This window comes from Candidatus Tisiphia endosymbiont of Dioctria linearis, from assembly GCF_964026545.1.
GTDB lineage: Bacteria > Pseudomonadota > Alphaproteobacteria > Rickettsiales > Rickettsiaceae > Tisiphia.
On sequence record NZ_OZ032156.1, the window covers coordinates 1,295,194 to 1,320,998 of the forward strand.

1 protein-coding gene (running past one end of the window) is annotated in these 25,805 nt (G+C 30.9%); it reads right to left on the reverse strand.

Translation table 11 applies throughout. The features are described 5' to 3' along the window. On the reverse strand, positions 1-25,805 hold the 3' portion of the coding sequence (locus AAGD42_RS06335) for a non-ribosomal peptide synthase/polyketide synthase (protein WP_341752674.1). It continues 14,020 nt past the right edge of the window; 25,805 of the gene's 39,825 nt are visible here — the last part of the coding sequence; its start codon lies beyond the right edge, outside the window; it ends in the stop codon at positions 1-3.

Here is a 25,805-nt window from a genome sequence, read left to right on the forward strand (position 1 = left end):
TTACATCAAATTTGATGCTTCTGTGCTTTCTATAACTTTAGCTATTTGTGAAATTGTGGGGTATAAAAATATATCTTGAATTAAAATACTAGTACCAAAATTTTTATTTATCTTAGTGATCAATTTAACTGTAGTGATAGAATTACCACCTAGCTTAAAGAAGTTATCATGAATACCTATCTTATCTGAAGATAAATTAAGGATTTCTCCCCAAATACTACATACCTTGCTCTCTAGTTCATTTCGTGGGGCTACATAGCTATCAATATCTATCCCAAACTCAGGATATGGCAAAGCTTGCTTGTCTAATTTACCGTTAACAGTTAAAGGTAATTTCTCTAGGTGAACTAATATATTTGGTACCATATATTCTGGTAATTTAGACTCTAGATAAGTAAGAATATCTGATTCCTTGAGTTTGTGTTCCGATACGTAATATCCCACCAGATATTTGTTACCTGTAGAATCATCAGCACTTACGTATTCTCGAGTTACTACAACACTTTGCTTAATATCCTCATATGACAGAAGAGCTGACTCTATCTCTCCTAGCTCTATCCTATATCCCCTAATCTTAACCTGAGAGTCATTTCGTCCTATATATTCCAAATTACCATCAGGAAGTAAACGAGCCAGGTCTCCTGTTCTGTACAATCTTGCATTCTTACCTTGCCCTAGTTCTTCCTCTGTTCTAAACGGGTTTGCTATAAATTTCTCAGCCGTTAGATCCGCTCTGTTTAAATATCCTCTGGCAAGTCCCACTCCTCCTACATGCAACTCACCTATAGCTCCAATAGGAAGAAGAGTTAAGTTATTATCTAAAATGTAGACATTAGTGTTTGAAATAGGCTTGCCTATTAAATTAGTATCTCCATTTTTTATTTTTTTACCTGATGCATATATTGTTACTTCCGTTGGACCATAATAATTATATAACTTATAATGATTTGACCAATACTCACCTGTATTTATATCACATGGCTCTCCTGCGTATATTATTCCGCAAAGTGCCTTATATTTAACCTTTGGTAAATTAGATAATAATATTGGAGGTAAATATACATAATTGATATTATTTTTTCTAACATAAGAACTAATTAAATAAGAATCAGATCTTATTGCATCATTTAATAAATGAATTTCTCCACAACGAAATAATGCTGTAAAAAACTCTGAAACTGATACATCAAAAATATAAGATGTAAATGCTGTTATCTTGTTGCCTTTTTTCAAATCATATACATCATTTAATGATGCGATGGTATTTACCACCCCTCTATGCCCTATCATTACACCTTTAGGATTACCTGTAGTACCTGAAGTATATATTACATAGGCAAGATTTGTACTTTCTGTTCTAGTAACAGGAGAGAATATAGATGCAGTGACCAAGGCTTCTTGCACTTCTGCAGAATCTACTGCAATCACATTTGTATTAGCTCCCTTATCAATACCATCAAGTCTTTCCTGGTATACACTGTTAGTTAATAATACCTTCGCCCTCGTATCATTAACTATATACTCTATTCTGCTATCAGGATAGCCTGGATCCATTGGTACATATGCTCCCCCTGCCTTAAGTACCGCAAATATACTAATTAGCATGTGTTCACTTCTATCCAAACAAAGTGCTATTAATGTATCAGGCTCAATCTCCTCTCTACTTCTTATATAATGTGCTAGCTTGTTTGCTCTTTCGTTCACTTCCCTGTAGCTAAGATGTATATCTTCATATACCAGTGCAATACTGTCTGGACTCTTTTCTACCTGCTCTTCAAATAATCTATGTATCGTCTTATCACATGGATATTCTTTACCTGTATCATTCCAACCATAAACTATCCGTTCATACTCTTCCTTATTTAAGTAACCTATATCTGATATCTTCTCTTCTACTTGACAATTACTTATTTGCTTCACTATTTCAAGATATGTATCCTTTAATCTATTTATTGTCTCTTCTGTATATAGACTTACTGCATAATTAAAACCTCCTCTTAAAATCTCTTGACTATCATCTATAAATGTTTCTATATCAAATTTTGCCACGTTATACAAATTTGTATCTGATACATATCCTTGTAATAGCTCTGATTTTGTATTAAAACCAAAATTTTGCAACCCAAACATAACCTGGAATATAGGGTGCCTACTTGTATCCTTTTCTACTTGTAACTCTTCTACTAATTTCTCAAATGGTAAATCTTGATGAAGTTGTGCTTCTATTACCTCCTTGCTTACAGTTTCTATAAACTCTTTAATTGTACTTGTTGACCTTATTTGAGTTCTTAAAACTATAGTATTTACAAAAAATCCTATCAAGCTCTCTACTTGATTATAATGCCTGTTAGATACAGCTGTCCCTATTACTATATCATCCTGATTACTATAAACTCTTAGCATTAAATAATATGCTGACAATAATACACTATATAGACTTACTTTTAATTCTTTTGCCAGCTCTCTTAAGCTTATTGATACTCCTTTATCAATTTCAAAATAAATATTCTTTCCACTATAATTTACCTGTTTTAGTCTTTGTTTATCTGTAACTAGATTTAATGTCTCATAATTTTCTAGTTTACTTCTCCAATAGTTTAACTGATCATCTAGCCTGTCGCCACTTAAATAATTCCTTTGCCATAATGCAAAGTCTCTATATTGAATAGTAATATCAGGAAGATTTAGTTTAGTCTCAAGCCCTTTTAATTTGGCTAAATAATAGTTATAATATTCTTGTAGCTCATTAAAAAATATATTGGTTGACCATCCATCAAATGCTATATGATGTACTACTATACTTGTATAGTACTCTTTGTCAGGTTGTAAGTAATAAAAACAAACTCTTATTGGTATTTCATTTGATAAATCATATACATAATTTACTGCTTTTTGTAATTCCGTTTCTAATTCTATTTTGCTTGTTATAGATATTTTATTTATCTCCAATAAGTTTTTGGTATTATCCAATACTAGTTGATACCCTAGTCCTTCTGTATTTTCCTTAATTAATGTTCTTAAAATCTCATGTCTTGCTACTACAGCTTTAAGGCTCATTTCTAATGTATCAAGATTGATATCAGCAGATAACTTATATAACATTGGTATATTATATGCATTTGTTCCTTCTTCATACTTTTCAATAAACCATAGACGCTCTTGTGCAAATGATAACTTTTGTTTTTCTGCATTACTTATACTAACTTTACTTATATTAGTGCCAGATTCTGCATTGCCTTTTAAATACTCTATTAATCTTTCTATGCTGTGAGATTTAAAAATGCTGGCTATACTTACATTTATATTTAACTCTTTACCTAATTTACTTACTAGCCTAATTGCTAGAATACTATTCCCTCCCAATCTAAAGAAATTATCATGAATTCCTACTTTATCTACTTCTATCCCCAATACTTCAGCCCATATTTGACACACCTTTACTTCCAGTTCATTGCGTGGGGCAAGATAATTATCCTTATCAGTAAACTCAGTATCTGGTAATGCTTTTCTGTCTAATTTGCCATTGATTGTTAATGGTAGTTTCTCTAAATGTACTAAAGTACTCGGTACCATATATTCTGGTAATTTAGACTCTAGATAAGTAAGAATATCTGATTCCTTGAGTTTGTGTTCCGATACGTAATATCCCACCAGATATTTGTTACCTGTAGAATCATCAGCACTTACGTATTCTCGAGTTACTACAACACTTTGCTTAATATCCTCATATGACAGAAGAGCTGACTCTATCTCTCCTAGCTCTATCCTATATCCCCTAATCTTAACCTGAGAGTCATTTCGTCCTATATATTCCAAATTACCATCAGGAAGTAAACGAGCCAGGTCTCCTGTTCTATACAATCTTGCATTCTTACCTTGCCCTAGTTCTTCCTCTGTTCTAAATGGATTTGCTATAAATTTCTCAGCCGTTAAATCCGCTCTGTTTAAATATCCTCTGGCAAGTCCCACTCCTCCTACATACAACTCACCTATAGCTCCAATAGGAAGAGGAGTTAGGTTACTATTTAAAATATAGGCTTTTCTGTTAACCAATGGTATACCAATAGGTATAGAATCTGTAACTTTAATATTATCTTTATTAATATTTAATGTACAACTAAATGTTGTATTTTCAGTGGGACCATAACCATTAATAATATTTTGTGGGACGTTATTTGAATCTATTAATCTAGATATTAGACCTTTATTTAATGACTCTCCTCCTATTAATAAATAGTTAATATTTTTAAAAATACTTTCATTAATCAAAAATAATTGATCAAATAAAGTTTTTGTTAACCATAATATAGAAACTTTATTTGTTATTAATGTCTTATAAAATAAATTAATATCAGTAACTAAACCCACTTTGTTAGTTGGAATAAATAATTTAGCTCCATTTAATAAAGAACCCCAAATTTCAAAAGTTGTAGCATCAAATACCATATCAGCAAATTGAATTAACGAATCATCAGAATCAATATTTACATACTCACTATTCTTTACAAGAGATACCACCCCCCTATGTCCTATCATTACACCTTTAGGATTCCCTGTAGTACCTGAAGTATATATTACATAGGCAAGGTTCGTACTTTCTGTTCTAGTAACAGGAGAGAATATAGATGCAGTGACCAAGGCTTCTTGTACTTCTGCAGAATCTACTGCAATCACATTTGTATTAGCTCCCTTATCAATACCATCAAGTCTTTCCTGATATACACTGTTAGTTAATAACACCTTCGCCCTCGTATCATTAACTATATACTCTATTCTGCTATCAGGATAGCCTGGATCCATTGGCACATATGCTCCCCCTGCCTCAAGTACCGCAAGTATACTAATTAGCATGTGTTCACTTCTATCCAAACAAAGTGCTATTAATGTATCAGGCTCAATCTCCTCTCTACTTCTTATATAATGTGCTAGCTTGTTTGCTCTTTCGTTCACTTCCCTGTAGCTAAGATGTATATCTTCATATACCAGTGCAATACTGTCTGGATTCCTTTCTACCTGCTCTTCAAATAATCTATGTATCGTCTTATCACATGGATATTCTTTACCTGTATCATTCCAACCATAAACTATCCGTTCATACTCTTCCTTATTTAAGTAACCTATATCTGATATCTTCTCTTCTACTTGACAATTACTTATTTGCTTCACTATTTCAAGATATGTATCCTTTAATCTATTTATTGTCTCTTCTGTATATAGACTTACTGCATAATTAAAACCTCCTCTTAAAATCTCTTGACTATCATCTATAAATGTTTCTATATCAAATTTTGCCACGTTATACAAATTTGTATCTGATACATATCCTTGTAATAGCTCTGATTTTGTATTAAAACCAAAATTTTGCAACCCAAACATAACCTGGAATATAGGGTGCCTACTTGTATCCTTTTCTACTTGTAACTCTTCTACTAATTTCTCAAATGGTAAATCTTGATGAAGTTGTGCTTCTATTACCTCCTTGCTTACAGTTTCTATAAACTCTTTAATTGTACTTGTTGACCTTATTTGAGTTCTTAAAACTATAGTATTTACAAAAAATCCTATCAAGCTCTCTACTTGATTATAATGCCTGTTAGATACAGCTGTCCCTATTACTATATCATCCTGATTACTATAAACTCTTAGCATTAAATAATATGCTGACAATAATACACTATATAGACTTACTTTTAATTCTTTTGCCAGCTCTCTTAAGCTTATTGATACTCCTTTACCAATTTCAAAATAAATATTCTTTCCACTATAATTTACCTGTTTTAGTCTTTGTTTATCTGTAACTAGATTTAATGTCTCATAATTTTCTAGTTTATTTCTCCAATAGTTTAACTGACCATCTAACCTATCACCACTTAAGTAATTCCTTTGCCATAATGCAAAGTCTCTATATTGAATAGTAATATCAGGAAGATTTAGTTTAGCCTCAAACCCTTTTAATTTGGCTAAATAATAATTATAATATTCTTGTAGCTCATTAAAAAATATATTGGTTGACCATCCATCAAATGCTATATGATGTACTACTATACTTATATAGTACTCTTTGCCAGGTTGTAAGTAATAAAAACAAACTCTTATTGGTATTTCATTTGATAAATCATATACATAATTTACTGCTTTTTGTAATTCCGTTTCCAATTCTATTTTGTTTGTTATAGATATTTTATTTATCTCCAATAAGTTTTTGGTATTATCCAATACTAGTTGATACCCTAGTCCATCTGTATTTTCCTTAATTAATGTTCTTAAAATCTCATGTCTTGCTACTACAGCTTTAAGGCTCATTTCTAATGTATCAAGATTGATATCAGCAGATAACTTATATAACATTGGTATATTATATGCATTTGTTCCTTCTTCATACTTTTCAATAAACCATAGACGATCTTGTGCGAATGATAACTTTTGTTCTTCTACTCTAGTTACGATAATTTTTTCTATTAGTACATTATCTTTGTTACTACGTTCTAAGTAATGAGCTAACCTTTCTACTGTATTATATTTAAAGATAGAGGATATATTAATGTTACTGTTTAATGCTCTATTTATTTTATTTACTAATCTTATTGCTAGAATACTGTTGCCGCCTAACCTAAAGAAATCATCATGCAAACTTATTTCGTCTAAACATAAGGTTGTACAAAATATTTGAGCTAATTTATACTCCAATTCCGTAAAGTTTTTTTCAACTATAATTATTGCCTGATTATCCTCTTTTACTAAATTGCAAGTATATTTATTTATTAATAACTGCTCCTCTATATCTAATAACTGCTTTTCTATATCATATTTAGAAAGTATAATATGATTCAAGTTCTTTGTATTATTAATAATGTCAATTATGTTTGGTATATCACTACTACAAATGCTATTAAGACTAGGGTTGTTTTTATTCTTACTGATAAATTCAAAAGCCATTCCTACATCTGATATTTGATTAAAATTTACCGTTATAATCTTATCGATGTTTAAATATTTTCTGTAAGATATTTCATCTAAAAATAAATTAGCTGCAGTATATTCCATGTTACCGTAAGAAGGTACTATAGTGGATAATGATGAACAGGTTATTATTGTACCTAAACTAAGCTGTTTAGATATTTTTATTATATTAATCATTCCCTGTATCTTAGGATCAGTAACAGCATAGATATCAGAGATTTCCTTAACCTCTATAGCACTTTTTGCCCCAATACCTGCAGCATGTATAACCAAATTTAATTTAGCTATATTTAATTGCTGTAATTTATTAATTAATAAATTACAGCTATCTAAATTACCAATATCACATGAGATATAAAATATGTTGTTTTTTCTAATATCTTTAAGCATGGTTAAATTAGTTCTGTATTTTCTGCTTAATGTAAGCTGATCAGTTCTACCGATTAAAATAATATTTAAATCATTTGCGATAGTGTTAATATACTGTGCTAATGAATATCCTATACCACCTAATCCACCGCTTATCAATATTGAATCACCATCCTTAACTAGCGGCTTATGTATGATCGTATTTAAAGATATTTTTTTATAAATAGGAACCCATAAATATTTATTCCTAACTACCACTAAATTAGATTCATATTTATTATCAATTATTGACGCTAAAAATTTAAGTATTTCTTCAACATCACTTTCAAAATTAATATCATAATGTGTAGCATTAAGATTTGAATTCTCTATTGGTAATGATTTTGTTATACCAGGAACAACACTTGGAAATTGTGCTAAAGTTTCATCCCCCAAAACATCATAATTATTACATGAAATTGAGATAAATTGATGTACCTCAGTTAAATTCTTATATATTGCCGTATTTAAATAATATGCTGCACTAATATCGCTATTTATTGCATTATCACGGATACCTGAAGAGAAATATATGGTTGTATCAAATTGATCATTCATTAACTTTTTTAGCTTATTTATATGTAATTGATTTGACAAATTTAATGATACAGAATTACCATCTTCAATGTATTCACCCAAGCTATTTTTTATGTATTTAAAGTTTTTTGTAATTAAAGATATTTTAAAAACTAATTGATCGATGTAATCAGAATTATTCTCGTTGTTAAAAATTAAAATATTTTTTTTAGCTAAATTCCTATAATTATTACTAATCATTAATTTGCCAATTCTTTTCCATTCCCTGGCATAAAACATATCATTTAAAGGATTTAATTTATTATGTTTAAAATTATTGATTCTAGATTCTTTAATCCAATAAGACTTATAATCAAATTGATAGGTTGGTAATAAAACTACTTGAGGACTGGTATATTTATTTAGATTAACAGCAAATCCGTTAAACCACAAAATACTTAATATATCTTTTTTATTCTTTATATTCTGTTTACTACCTTGTTCTTTTAATGACCTCATTAATTGAATACTTATAATCTCATTTGATCTTACTTCTTTATATTGTTGAACAAATGAATTTAAACTTCTACCTGGACCAGATTCTATAAAGACAACATCTCCATTATAATAATTAAATATGGTATCGACTCCTTTAGCAAATTGCACCTGCTTTCTTATTTGATTTGCCCAATATAATGGACTTATTGCCTCTTTATCTTGAATAAATTCTCCTGTTACATTAGAAATAAATTTGGTTTTAGGTTTATTTATTGTAACTCTGTCAAATTCTTTTATAAATCTTTTCGCTGCTTCCTCCATAGTACACGAATGATATGCATGAGATGTATTTAGAATTAAAGATGTAATACTTAGCTTATTTAGCTTGGCTTTTAATTTATTAATATCTAATTCTAAACCAGATACAACACAATTAGTATTAGAGTTAATAACTGCCACCTCACAATTATTTTGTTCTACATATTTTGCTATTTCATCTACCGACGCTTGTATTGATAACATCTTACCAGCTGGCATTTCCTGCATTAATCTGCCTCTTGCCATTACCAACTTTAGTGCAGATTCTAAGCTAAAGACACCGGATAAAGTTGCTGCTACATACTCACCTATGCTATGACCTATGTATGCTTCTGCTGTTATTCCGATTTTGTTTAATAATCTAGCTAATGCATATGATATAATAAATAAGGACGGTTGTGTCCATTTGGTTAAATTGATATCCTCCTCTACTTTTCCATATAGCCTTGGAAATAAAATTAATCCAATATCTATATCGCTCTGTTTTTTAATTATTTCAATACAGTTATCTATTATTGATTTAAAATCTTCATCATTTTGATAAAGTTCAAAACCCATGTCTATGTATTGAGAACCTTGACCGGGAAACATAAAAATATTTTTAAGATTTTGGGATATAATTTTATCTGAAACCTTTATAATTTCATCGTTACTTTCTAACTTCTTAATAGCATTTGGTAAAGAATTACAGCTAATTACATATCTGTAATTAAAATGTTCACGCCTTTGTTCTAGTGTATAAGCAATATCAGATATATCGTCATTTGTATCTTTTAAATATTTTATAAACTCTTTTTTATATTCTATTAATGATTTCTTAGTCTTTGCAGTAATTGGTAATGTATATACTAAAGGGTTATTAACTATTATATTATAATCATTATTATTTAATTGAGCCTTATTTTGTAAACTAGTATCAGATATAAATTCACTAATAATGACATGTGCATTTGTTCCTCCAATTCCAAAAGAGCTAACTCCAGCAATTCTAGGTTTGTCATCTCGTGGTAGCCATTTCCTATTTGCAGTAATAATATCAAAATTGGTTTTATCTAAACTTAGTTCTTGGTTTGCGTGAACATAATTTATTTGTTTAGGAATGATCCTATCTTCTAACATTTTACATATTTTAATTAAACCAGCTATTCCAGCAGCAGAATTACAATGACCTATATTTGCTTTAACAGCTCCTAAAATGCACTTAGTTAACCTTTCCTCGTTGGATTTATTATAATGAAATGCTTGATTTAATGCTTGTATTTCTATTGGATCCCCTATGTTCGTGCCTGTACCATGAGTTTCTATATAATCAAGACTATCTGATAATAATCCTGCCATTCTTTGAGCATTGATAATACATTCTGCTTGACCAATTATACTTGGTGAGGTATAATTTATTTTTCTATCACCATCATTATTGGTTGCGTATCCTTTTATTACTGCTAAAATCCTATCCCCATCTTTTATAGCATCACTTAAGCGTTTTAATAAAACCACTCCTACACCTGAGCCACTGATAGTACCACTAGCCTCATTGTCAAAAGGTCGGCAATGGCCATCTTTAGATGCAATCATCCCTTCTTGGTATATATATCCAACTTGATTAGGTAGTAAGAATGATACTCCTCCGGCAAGAGCCATATCACATATACCAAATGATAGGTTCTTACAAGCCTCAACTACAGTTACTAAACTTGTAGAGCAGGAAGTATTAATATTATTAGCAGGACCTGTTAGCCCCAGCAAGTAGCTAATTTTAGTCGTTAGAGCATCTTTATTATTCATAGTAGATGCTTCCCACATATTAATACTATCCCTGTCATCACTGTTTATCACATTGTTGTAAAAATAATCACTATGACCACTTCCAGCAAACACTCCTATATTAAGTTCTTTACGTTTTGTTATATAACCAGCTAATTCTAAGCTGTACCAACAATGTTCCAAGAATTTTCTTATTTGAGGATCAGTTAATTTTGCTTCTATCCCAGATAAATTCCAAAATAATGGATCAAATAAATCTATATTAGGAACATGTCCACTAACTGGTATAAAATTTGGGTTAATAAGATTGTCTTCTGCAACACCTAAATTACGGCATTCTTCCATGTTATATTTTTGTATTCCTTCTAAGCCATTTTTAATCATATTCCAATAGTTACTTACATTATCATTTCCAGAAAATGCTCCAGATAAACTAAGTATTGCAATATCTATTTCAGATGTTAATTTAGGATTTAATAATTTAAACTCGTCCTGGACTTCTTTTACAATAAAATGTTCAACTAACTTTTGAATGGTGTAATATCTAAATAAATCTGTAACAGTGATATCTTTTAATAACTGAATTCTGACTAATCTGCTTTTTAATTTTATGATTAATATAGAATTACCACCAAGCTTAAAAAAACTTTGATTAATGCCTATGATTTCTATAGGTAATTTTAGAACTTCTGACCAGATATGAATTATTTGCTTTTCTAGTTCATTGCGTGGGGCAAGATAATTATCCTTATCAGTAAACTCAGTATCTGGTAATGCTTTTCTGTCTAATTTGCCATTGATTGTTAATGGTAGTTTCTCTAAATGTACTAAAGTACTCGGTACCATATATTCTGGTAATTTAGACTCTAGATAAGTAAGAATATCTGATTCCTTGAGTTTGTGTTCCGATACGTAATATCCCACCAGATATTTGTTACCTGTAGAATCATCAGCACTTACGTATTCTCGAGTTACTACAACACTTTGCTTAATATCCTCATATGACAGAAGAGCTGACTCTATCTCTCCTAGCTCTATCCTATATCCCCTAATCTTAACCTGAGAGTCATTTCGTCCTATATATTCCAAATTACCATCAGGAAGTAAACGAGCCAGGTCTCCTGTTCTATACAATCTTGCATTCTTACCTTGCCTTAATTCTTCCTCTGTTCTAAATGGATTTGCTATAAATTTCTCAGCCGTTAAATCCGCTCTGTTTAAATATCCTCTGGCAAGTCCCACTCCTCCTACATGCAACTCACCTATAGCTCCAATAGGAAGAGGAGTTAGGTTACTATTTAAAATGTAGGCTTTTCTGTTAACCAATGGTATACCAATAGGTATAGAATCTGTAACTTTAATATTATCTTTATTAATATTTAATGTACAACTAAATGTTGTATTTTCAGTAGGACCATAACCATTAATAATATTTTGTGGGACGTTATTTGAATCTATTAATCTAGATATTAGACCTTTATTTAATGACTCTCCTCCTATTAATAAATAGTTAATATTTTTAAAAATACTTTCATTAATCAAAAATAATTGATCAAATAAAGTTTTTGTTAACCATAATATAGAAACTTTATTTGTTATTAATGTCTCATAAAATAAATTAATATCAGTAACTAAACCCACTTTGTTACTTGGAATAAATAATTTAGCTCCATTTAACAAAGAACCCCAAATTTCAAAAGTTGTAGCATCAAATGCCATATCAGCAAATTGAATTAACGAATCATCAGAATCAATGTTTACATACTCACTATTCTTTACAAGAGATACCACTCCCCTATGTCCTATCATTACACCTTTAGGATTCCCTGTAGTACCTGAAGTATATATTACATAGGCAAGGTTCATACTTTCTATTCTAGTAACAGGAGAGAATATAGATGCAGTGACCAAGGCTTCTTGCACTTCTGCAGAATCTACTGCAATCACATTTGTATTAGCTCCCTTATCAATACCATCAAGTCTTTCCTGATATACACTGTTAGTTAATAATACCTTCGCCCTCGTATCATTAACTATATACTCTATTCTGCTATCAGGATAGCCTGGATCCATTGGTACATATGCTCCCCCTGCCTTAAGTACCGCAAGTATACTAATTAGCATGTGTTCACTTCTATCCAAACAAAGTGCTATTAATGTATCAGGCTCAATCTCCTCTCTACTTCTTATATAATGTGCTAGCTTGTTTGCTCTTTCGTTCACTTCCCTGTAGCTAAGATGTATATCTTCATATACCAGTGCAATACTGTCTGGACTCCTTTCTACCTGCTCTTCAAATAATCCATGTATCGTCTTATCACATGGATATTCTTTACCTGTATTGTTCCAATCATAAACTATCTGTTTATAATCCTGTTCAGTAAGACGTAATTTAGTACCACCTGGATTATTTAATATATTAAGTAAGGATTCTTGATAATATACTGTAAAATAATCCAGAAAATCTTGGCTAATATAATTATCATGCACACTAAATTTTACTAAAAACATGGATTCTTTATACTGAGATACACTAAGAACAAATGGTATATTTGTTCTTTCATATCCTCCCAAAGATTGCAGATTAGAATAACTATCATTAAATATGTGAAAATGTATAAAATTAAATGCAAAATCATACAATTCTTGTTTAAATAACGATTTTATATATCCATAAGGTAAATGTTTATATTGTTGCAATCTAACTTTAGTTGTAAATACTTCTAATAGCTTACTAGAATAGTTTGATGTATTATTTATATTAAATCTAAATGGAATAGTATTTAAAAATAAACCAAATAACTTATCTCCTCCTTCTTTTTCCAAACGATTATTTACTACTTGACCAACTATCATATCAGTGTTATTTGTAAAAAATGATAAAGTTTCTAGATACGCTAATAAAAATATACTATCAATGCTAATCACTAAATCTTTTGCCAACCTATGTATCAAAGTGACTTGTTCGGTAGATAAATTAATAGATTTATTATATAGACTATCTTCAGATGTTAATTTATCAAATTTCCAATTAACTTTTGTAACATTGTAATTGTCTAAATATTCTTTCCAGAAAGTTGCATTCCCTTGATCCTCGATTGCCAATATTTCATTTTGAACAAATTCGCCATATCGCAAATCTGGAATGGGTATGATAGGCTTATCATTTACATAAGTTTGAATAAACTCATTTATTAAAGACGCTACACTCCAACCATCTTCAATTACATGATGGAATGAATGTATAAAATCAAAGCTATTACCTAAATCATTAACTATTAATCTAAATAAACCAGGTTTATTATAATCAAAACTATTCCTTTTTTCCTGTGTTACTATATCTACAATATTTCGATTTTTATAGAGTTGATAATCTAGTTTACTATCTTTGTGTATAATAACATTCCAACCGTTATCATTTAGGACGAATGCTGCCCTCAATAACTCATGTTTATCGACTAAAGATTTCCAGATAGATAAAAATTTGTATTCATCATATTTAGTACTAATTAAATAATTAGAAATATTGTGATATGTACTTTTATCATCCATATTAGATTCTAACAACATGCCAATTTGTAAATAGCTTGCAGGATAAACATCTTCTATCAATTCAAAATTAGAGATTATATCCTTATAATCTTCTATATTTACTAGATTAAACGGTACATATGATATAGCTTGTCCATCATTGTTAGTAGTAAAAATAGTTTCTGCTAAGTTAGATATACATTTTAATTTAAATATATCTCTAACTTTAACACCTGATTTAAATTCTATATTTACCTTACTTACTAACCTAATTGCTAAAATACTATCTCCACCCAATCTAAAGAAATCATCACGGATTCCTACTCTCTCTACTTCTATCCCTAATACCTCAGACCATATCTGACACATCTTTGCTTCCAGTTCATTGCGTGGGGCAAGATAATTATCCTTATCAGTAAACTCAGGATCTGGTAATGCTTTTCTGTCTAATTTACCATTGATTGTTAATGGTAGTTTCTCTAAATGTACTAAAGTACTTGGTACCATATATTCTGGTAATTTAAACCCTAGATAAGTAAGAATATCTGATTCCTTGAGTTTGTGATCCGATACGTAATACCCCACCAGATATTTGTTACCTGTAGAATCATCAGCACTTACATGCTCTCGAGCTACTACAACACTTTGCTTAATACCCTCATATAACAGAAGAGCTGACTCTATCTCTCCTAGCTCTATCCTATATCCCCTAATCTTAACCTGAAAGTCATTTCGTCCTATATATTCCAAATTACCATCAGGAAGTAAACGAGCCAGGTCTCCTGTTCTGTACAATCTTGCATTCTTACCTTGCCTTAATTCTTCCTCTGTTCTAAACGGATTTGCTATAAATTTCTCGGCCGTTAAATCCGCTCTGTTTAAATATCCTCTGGCAAGTCCTACTCCTCCTACATACAACTCACCTATAGCTCCAATAGGAAGAGGAGTTAGGTTATTATCTAAAACATAGGCTTTTAAATCAGGTATAAGCTTTCCTATATCTGAATTGTTGTTTATACCATTTTCTTTCAACTGCTTATATGTAACATGTACCGTAGTTTCCGTAATTCCATACATATTTATTAATTTTTGAGTATTATCACTATAATACTCAAACCAACCTTTTAGTTGTTCTAAATTTAAGGTCTCTCCTCCAAATATTATATATCTAAAACTTGTTAGCTTATTATTACTAATAACTATATCAGCAAATTGATAAAAAGCTGTAGGTGTATGATTTAGTACTGTAACTTTTTGTTGCTGACAAAGTTCATAAAATATATTCAAGTCTCTTGATTTTTCATTAGATAGAATTATTAATTTTCCACCATAATTAAATGCACCCCATATCTCCCATACACTAAAATCAAATATATATGAATGAAATAATGTCCAAACATCGTTATGATTAAATTTATACCATTCATGTGTAGCGGTTAATAACCTTATTATATTACTATGTAGTTGTAACACACCTTTAGGATTCCCTGTAGTACCTGAAGTATATATTACATAAGCAAGGTTCATACTTTCTGTTCTAGTAACAGGAGAGAATATAGATGCAGTGACCAAGGCTTCTTGCACTTCTGCAGAATCTACTGCAATCACATTTGTATTAGCTCCCTTATCAATAGCATCAAGTCTTTCCTGATATACACTGTTAGTTAATAATACCTTCGTTCTCGTATCATTAACTATATACTCTATTCTGCTATCAGGATAGCCTGGATCCATTGGTACATATGCTCCCCCTGCCTTAAGTACCGCAAGTATACTAATTAGCATGTGTTCGCTTCTATCCAAACAAAGTGCTATTAATGTATCAGGCTCAATCTCCTCTCTACTTCTTATATAATGTGCTAGCTTGTTTGCTCTTTCGTTCACTTCCCTGTAGCTAAGATGTATATCTTCATATACCAGTGCAATACTGTCTGGACTCCTTTCTACCTGCTCTTCAAATAATCCATGTATCGTCTTATCACATGGATATTCTTTACCTGTATCATTCCAACCATAAACTATCCGTTCATACTCTTCCTTATTTAAGTAACCTATATCTGATATCTTCTCTTCTACTTGACAATTACTTATTTGCTTCACTATTTCAAGATATGTATCCTTTAATCTATTTATTGTCTCTTCTGTATATAGACTTACTGCATAATTAAAACCTCCTCTTAAAATCTCTTGACTATCATCTATAAATGTTTCTATATCAAATTTTGCCACGTTATACAAATTTGTATCTGATACATATCCTTGTAATAGCTCTGATTTTGTATTAAAACCAAAATTTTGCAACCCAAACATAACCTGGAATATAGGGTGCCTACTTGTATCCTTTTCTACTTGTAACTCTTCTACTAATTTCTCAAATGGTAAATCTTGATGAAGTTGTGCTTCTATTACCTCCTTGCTTACAGTTTCTATAAACTCTTTAATTGTGCTTGTTGACCTTATTTGAGTTCTTAAAACTATAGTATTTACAAAAAATCCTATCAAGCTCTCTACTTGATTATAATGCCTGTTAGATACAGCTGTCCCTATTACTATATCATCCTGATTACTATAAACTCTTAGCATTAAATAATATGCTGACAATAATACACTATATAGACTTACTTTTAATTCTTTTGCCAGCTCTCTTAAGCTTATTGATACTCCTTTATCAATTTCAAAATAAATATTCTTTCCACTATAATTTACCTGTTTTAGTCTTTGTTTATCTGTAACTAGATTTAATGTCTCATAATTTTCTAGTTTACTTCTCCAATAGTTTAACTGACTATCTAGCCTGTCGCCACTTAAGTAATTCCTTTGCCATAATGCAAAGTCTCTATATTGAATAGTAATATCAGGAAGATTTAGTTTAGCCTCAAGCCCTTTTAATTTGGCTAAATAATAGTTATAATATTCTTGTAGCTCATTAAAAAATATATTGGTTGACCATCCATCAAATGCTATATGATGTACTACTATACTTGTATAGTACTCTTTGTTAGGTTGTAAGTAATAAAAACAAACTCTTATTGGTATTTCATTTGATAAATCATATACATAATTTACTGCTTTTTGTAATTCCGTTTCTAATTCTATTTTGCTTGTTATAGATATTTTATTTATCTCTAATAAGTCTTTGGTATTATCCAATACTAGTTGATACCCTAGTCCTTCTGTATTTTCCTTAATTAATGTTCTTAAAATCTCATGTCTTGCTACTACAGCTTTAAGGCTCATTTCTAATGTATCAAGATTGATATCAGCAGATAACTTGTATAACATTGGTATATTATATGCATTTGTTCCTTCTTCATACTTTTCAATAAACCATAGACGCTCTTGTGCAAATGATAACTTTTGTTTTTCTGCATTACTTATACTAACTTTACTTATATTAGTGCCAGATTCTGCATTATCTTTTAAATACTCTATTAATCTTTCTATGCTGTGAGATTTAAAAATGCTGGCTATACTTACATTTCTATTTAACTCTTTACCTAATTTACTTACTAGCCTAATTACTAGAATACTATTCCCTCCCAATCTAAAGAAATTATCATGAATTCCTACTTTATCTACTTCTATCCCCAATACTTCAGCCCATATTTGACACACCTTTGCTTCCAGTTCATTGCGTGGGGCAAGATAATTATCCTTATCAGTAAACTCAATATCTGGTAATGCTTTTCTGTCTAATTTGCCATTGATTGTTAATGGTAGTTTCTCTAAATGTACTAAAGTACTCGGTACCATATATTCTGGTAATTTAGACTCTAGATAAGTAAGAATATCTGATTCCTTGAGTTTGTGTTCCGATACGTAATATCCCACCAGGTATTTGTTACCTGTATAATCATCAGCACTTACATGCTCTCGAGTTACTACAACACTTTGCTTAATATCCCCATATGACAGAAGAACTGACTCTATCTCTCCTAGCTCTATCCTATATCCCCTAATCTTAACCTGAGAGTCATTTCGTCCTATATATTCCAAATTACCATCAGGAAGTAAACGAGCCAGGTCTCCTGTTCTGTACAATCTTGCATTCTTACCTTGCCTTAATTCTTCCTCTGTTCTAAACGGGTTTGCTATAAATTTCTCAGCCGTTAAATCCGCTCTGTTTAAATATCCTCTGGCAAGTCCCACTCCTCCTACATACAGCTCACCTATAGCTCCAATAGGAAGAGGAGTTAGGTTTGTGCTTAGTATGTATAATGTTTTATCTAATAATTTCTTACCTATTGAAGCTATTATTTTATCATTAAGAATTACATTGTAATACGTTGAAAAAACAATATTTTCAGTAGGACCATACACATGAATTAAATTAGTGGTATTATTAGTGCTTAGAAATTCTTCTAAATCATTAATATTTAATTTTTCTCCACCAAATAAAATATTAGATAAATGATTTAATGGATTAGCATCTTTTAATTTAGAATAATAAGAAAACAATACTGTTGTTATAAACAGTGTATTAATAGAATGTTGAGTTAGTATATTGTACAGTTCAAATTCATTAAGGATAACATCTTTATTAGAAAGAATTAATTTTCCTCCATTTAACAATGTTGAAAAAATATCAAAAATACTACCATCAAATACATAATTTGAATAACCAAGTACGGCAGTATTACTATTCATAAAAAGATAATTGTTTTCAAAACAAAAACATACCACTCCTCTATGCCCTATCATTACACCTTTAGGATTACCTGTAGTACCTGAAGTATATATTACATAGGCAAGGTTCGTACTTTCTGTTCTAGTAACAGGAGAGAATATAGATGCAGTGACCAATGCTTCTTGCACTTCTGCAGAATCTACTGCAATCACATTTGTATTAGCTCCCTTATCAATACCATCAAGTCTTTCCTGGTATACACTGTTAGTTAATAATACCTTCGCCCTCGTATCATTAACTATATACTCTATTCTGCTATCAGGATAGCCTGGATCCATTGGTACATATGCTCCCCCTGCCTTAAGTGCCGCAAGTATACTAATTAGCATGTGTTCACTTCTATCCAAACAAAGTGCTATTAATGTATCAGGCTCAATCTCCTCTCTACTTCTTATATAATGTGCTAGCTTGTTTGCTCTTTCGTTCACTTCCCTGTAGCTAAGATGTATATCTTCATATACCAGTGCAATACTGTCTGGACTCTTTTCTACCTGCTCTTCAAATAATCTATGTATCGTCTTATCACATGGATATTCTTTACCTGTATCATTCCAACCATAAACTATCCGTTCATACTCTTCCTTATTTAAGTAACCTATATCTGATATCTTCTCTTCTACTTGACAATTACTTATTTGCTTCACTATTTCAAGATATGTATCCTTTAATCTATTTATTGTCTCTTCTGTATATAGACTTACTGCATAATTAAAACCTCCTCTTAAAATCTCTTGACTATCATCTATAAATGTTTCTATATCAAATTTTGCCACGTTATACAAATTTGTATCTGATACATATCCTTGTAATAGCTCTGATTTTGTATTAAAACCAAAATTTTGCAACCCAAACATAACCTGGAATATAGGGTGCCTACTTGTATCCTTTTCTACTTGTAACTCTTCTACTAATTTCTCAAATGGTAAATCTTGATGAAGTTGTGCTTCTATTACCTCCTTGCTTACAGTTTCTATAAACTCTTTAATTGTACTTGTTGACCTTATTTGAGTTCTTAAAACTATAGTATTTACAAAAAATCCTATCAAGCTCTCTACTTGATTATAATGCCTGTTAGATACAGCTGTCCCTATTACTATATCATCCTGATTACTATAAACTCTTAGCATTAAATAATATGCTGACAATAATACACTATATAGACTTACTTTTAATTCTTTTGCCAGCTCTCTTAAGCTTATTGATACTCCTTTATCAATTTCAAAATAAATATTCTTTCCACTATAATTTACCTGTTTTAGTCTTTGTTTATCTGTAACTAGATTTAATGTCTCATAATTTTCTAGTTTACTTCTCCAATAGTTTAACTGATCATCTAGCCTGTCGCCACTTAAATAATTCCTTTGCCATAATGCAAAGTCTCTATATTGAATAGTAATATCAGGAAGATTTAGTTTAGTCTCAAGCCCTTTTAATTTGGCTAAATAATAGTTATAATATTCTTGTAGCTCATTAAAAAATATATTGGTTGACCATCCATCAAATGCTATATGATGTACTACTATACTTGTATAGTACTCTTTGTCAGGTTGTAAGTAATAAAAACAAACTCTTATTGGTATTTCATTTGATAAATCATATACATAATTTACTGCTTTTTGTAATTCCGTTTCTAATTCTATTTTGCTTGTTATAGATATTTTATTTATCTCTAATAAGTCTTTGGTACTATCCAATACTAGTTGATACCCTAGTCCTTCTGTATTTTCCTTAATTAATGTTCTTAAAATCTCATGTCTTGCTACTACAGCTTTAAGACTCATTTCTAATGTATCAAGATTGATATCAGCAGATAACTTATATAACATTGGTATATTATATGCATTTGTTCCTTCTTCATACTTTTCAATAAACCATAGACGCTCTTGTGCAAATGATAACTTTTGTTTTTCTGCATTACTTATACTAACTTTACTTATATTAGTGCCAGATTCTGCATTGCCTTTTAAATACTCTATTAATCTTTCTATGCTGTGAGATTTAAAAATGCTGGCTATACTTACATTTATATTTAACTCTTTACCTAATTTACTTACTAGCCTAATTGCTAGAATACTATTCCCTCCCAATCTAAAGAAATTATCATGAATTCCTACTTTATCTACTTCTATCCCCAATACTTCAGCCCATATTTGACACACCTTTGCTTCCAGTTCATTGCGTGGGGCAAGATAATTATCCTTATCAGTAAACTCAGTATCTGGTAATGCTTTTCTGTCTAATTTGCCATTGATTGTTAATGGTAGTTTCTCTAAATGTACTAAAGTACTCGGTACCATATATTCTGGTAATTTAGACTCTAGATAAGTAAGAATATCTGATTCCTTGAGTTTGTGTTCCGATACGTAATATCCCACCAGATATTTGTTACCTGTAGAATCATCAGCACTTACGTATTCTCGAGTTACTACAACACTTTGCTTAATATCCTCATATGACAGAAGAGCTGACTCTATCTCTCCTAGCTCTATCCTATATCCCCTAATCTTAACCTGAGAGTCATTTCGTCCTATATATTCCAAATTACCATCAGGAAGTAAACGAGCCAGGTCTCCTGTTCTGTACAATCTTGCATTCTTATCTTGCCCTAGTTCTTCCTCTGTTCTAAACGGGTTTGCTATAAATTTCTCAGCCGTTAAATCCGCTCTGTTTAAATATCCTCTGGCAAGTCCCACTCCTCCTACATGCAACTCACCTATAGCTCCAATAGGAAGAGGAGTTAGGTTATTATCTAAAATATATACTTTAGTATTTGAAATAGGCTTGCCTATCTCTTTAGAAAATCTGGAATTATAGTGCTTTAAACTTGTATATACGGTAATTTCCGTAGGACCATAAGCATTTATTATTGTTAAATTACTATTCTGATAACAACTTAATAATTTCTTATCAATTGTATCTCCTCCTATTATAAGAGTGTCTAATTTTAAAATATCATTATTATTTAATAATATAGGTGGCAAAAGTGCTATATCAATAGCATTATCTTCTATGTATCCGCTTAATAAGCTTATATCTTGCCTAATATTATTATTTATTACATATGTAGTATTTCCGTTGCATATAGTTGAATAAATTTCCCATACGTGAGCATCAAATACATAATTTGCATACCACAAACAATTTTTACTTTTCTTAGCATCATTTAACCCAAGTTCTTCGCTTTGTAGTGTTACTAAGTTTGTTATTCCCTTATGCCCTATCATTACACCTTTAGGATTACCTGTAGTACCTGAAGTATATATTACATAGGCAAGGTTCGTACTTTCTGTTCTAGTAACAGGAGAGAATATAGATGCAGTGACCAAGGCTTCTTGCACTTCTGCAGAATCTACTGCAATCACATTTGTATTAGCTCCCTTATCAATACCATCAAGTCTTTCCTGATATACACTGTTAGTTAATAATACCTTCGTTCTCGTATCATTAACTATATACTCTATTCTGCTATCAGGATAGCCTGGATCCATTGGTACATATGCTCCCCCTGCCTTAAGTACCGCAAGTATACTAATTAGCATGTGTTCACTTCTATCCAAACAAAGTGCTATTAATGTATCAGGCTCAATCTCCTCTCTACTTCTTATATAATGTGCTAGCTTGTTTGCTCTTTCGTTCACTTCCCTGTAGCTAAGATGTATATCTTCATATACCAGTGCAATACTGTCTGGACTCCTTTCTACCTGCTCTTCAAATAATCCATGTATCATCTTATCACATGGATATTCTTTACCTGTATCATTCCAACCATAAACTATCCGTTCATACTCTTCCTTATTTAAGTAACCTATATCTGATATCTTCTCTTCTACTTGACAATTACTTATTTGCTTCACTATTTCAAGATATGTATCCTTTAATCTATTTATTGTCTCTTCTGTATATAGACTTACTGCATAATTAAAACCTCCTCTTAAAATCTCTTGACTATCATCTATAAATGTTTCTATATCAAATTTTGCCACGTTATACAAATTTGTATCTGATACATATCCTTGTAATAGCTCTGATTTTGTATTAAAACCAAAATTTTGCAACCCAAACATAACCTGGAATATAGGGTGCCTACTTGTATCCTTTTCTACTTGTAACTCTTCTACTAATTTCTCAAATGGTAAATCTTGATGAAGTTGTGCTTCTATTACCTCCTTGCTTACAGTTTCTATAAACTCTTTAATTGTGCTTGTTGACCTTATTTTAGTTCTTAAAACTATAGTATTTACAAAAAATCCTATCAAGCTCTCTACTTGATTATAATGCCTGTTAGATACAGCTGTCCCTATTACTATATCATCCTGATTACTATAAACTCTTAGCATTAAATAATATGCTGACAATAATACACTATATAGACTTACTTTTAATTCTTTTGCCAGCTCTCTTAAGCTTATTGATACTCCTTTATCAATTTCAAAATAAATATTCTTTCCACTATAATTTACCTGTTTTAGTCTTTGTTTATCTGTAACTAGATTTAATGTCTCATAATTTTCTAGTTTACTTCTCCAATAGTTTAACTGACTATCTAGCCTGTCGCCACTTAAGTAATTCCTTTGCCATAATGCAAAGTCTCTATATTGAATAGTAATATCAGGAAGATTTAGTTTAGCCTCAAGCCCTTTTAATTTGGCTAAATAATAGTTATAATATTCTTGTAGCTCATTAAAAAATATATTGGTTGACCATCCATCAAATGCTATATGATGTACTACTATACTTGTATAGTACTCTTTGTTAGGTTGTAAGTAATAAAAACAAACTCTTATTGGTATTTCATTTGATAAATCATATACATAATTTACTGCTTTTTGTAATTCCGTTTCTAATTCTATTTTGCTTGTTATAGATATTTTATTTATCTCTAATAAGTCTTTGGTATTATCCAATACTAGTTGATACCCTAGTCCTTCTGTATTTTCCTTAATTAATGTTCTTAAAATCTCATGTCTTGCTACTATAGCTTTAAGGCTCATTTCTAATGTATCAAGATTGATATCAGCAGATAACTTATATAACATTGGTATATTATATGCATTTGTTCCTTCTTCATACTTTTCAATAAACCATAGACGCTCTTGTGCAAATGATAACTTTTGTTTTTCTGCATTACTTATACTAACTTTACTTATATTAGTGCCAGATTCTGCATTGCCTTTTAAATACTCTATTAATCTTTCTATGCTGTGAGATTTAAAAATGCTGGCTATACTTACATTTATATTTAACTCTTTACCTAATTTACTTACTAGCCTAATTGCTAGAATACTATTCCCTCCCAATCTAAAGAAATTATCATGAATTCCTACTTTATCTACTTCTATCCCCAATACTTCAGCCCATATTTGACACACCTTTGCTTCCAGTTCATTGCGTGGGGCAAGATAATTATCCTTATCAGTAAACTCAGTATCTGGTAATGCTTTTCTGTCTAATTTGCCATTGATTGTTAATGGTAGTTTCTCTAAATGTACTAAAGTACTCGGTACCATATATTCTGGTAATTTAGACTCTAGATAAGTAAGAATATCTGATTCCTTGAGTTTGTGTTCCGATACGTAATATCCCACCAGATATTTGTTACCTGTAGAATCATCAGCACTTACGTATTCTCGAGTTACTACAACACTTTGCTTAATATCCTCATATGACAGAAGAGCTGACTCTATCTCTCCTAGCTCTATCCTATATCCCCTAATCTTAACCTGAGAGTCATTTCGTCCTATATATTCCAAATTACCATCAGGAAGTAAACGAGCCAGGTCTCCTGTTCTGTACAATCTTGCATTCTTATCTTGCCCTAGTTCTTCCTCTGTTCTAAACGGGTTTGCTATAAATTTCTCAGCCGTTAAATCCGCTCTGTTTAAATATCCTCTGGCAAGTCCCACTCCTCCTACATGCAACTCACCTATAGCTCCAATAGGAAGAGGAGTTAGGTTATTATCTAAAATATATACTTTAGTATTTGAAATAGGCTTGCCTATCTCTTTAGAAAATCTGGAATTATAGTGCTTTAAACTTGTATATACGGTAATTTCCGTAGGACCATAAGCATTTATTATTGTTAAATTACTATTCTGATAACAACTTAATAATTTCTTATTAATTGTATCTCCTCCTATTATAAGAGTGTCTAATTTTAAAATATCATTATTATTTAATAATATAGGTGGCAAAAGTGCTATATCAATAGCATTATCTTCTATGTATCCGCTTAATAAGCTTATATCTTGCCTAATATTATTATTTATTACATATGTAGTATTTCCGTTGCATATAGTTGAATAAATTTCCCATACGTGAGCATCAAATACATAATTTGCATACCACAAACAATTTTTACTTTTCTTAGCATCATTTAACCCAAGTTCTTCGCTTTGTAGTGTTACTAAGTTTGTTATTCCCTTATGCCCTATCATTACACCTTTAGGATTACCTGTAGTACCTGAAGTATATATTACATAGGCAAGATTTGTACTTTCTGTTCTAGTAACAGGAGAGAATATAGATGCAGTGACCAAGGCTTCTTGCACTTCTGCAGAATCTACTGCAATCACATTTGTATTAGCTCCCTTATCAATACCATCAAGTCTTTCCTGATATACACTGTTAGTTAATAATACCTTCGTTCTCGTATCATTAACTATATACTCTATTCTGCTATCAGGATAGCCTGGATCCATTGGTACATATGCTCCCCCTGCCTTAAGTACCGCAAGTATACTAATTAGCATGTGTTCACTTCTATCCAAACAAAGTGCTATTAATGTATCAGGCTCAATCTCCTCTCTACTTCTTATATAATGTGCTAGCTTATTTGCTCTTTCGTTCACTTCCCTGTAGCTAAGATGTATATCTTCATATACCAGTGCAATACTGTCTGGACTCCTTTCTACCTGCTCTTCAAATAATCCATGTATCGTCTTATCACATGGATATTCTTTACCTGTATCATTCCAACCATAAACTATCCGTTCATACTCTTCCTTATTTAAGTAACCTATATCTGATATCTTCTCTTCTACTTGACAATTACTTATTTGCTTCACTATTTCAAGATATGTATCCTTTAATCTATTTATTGTCTCTTCTGTATATAGACTTACTG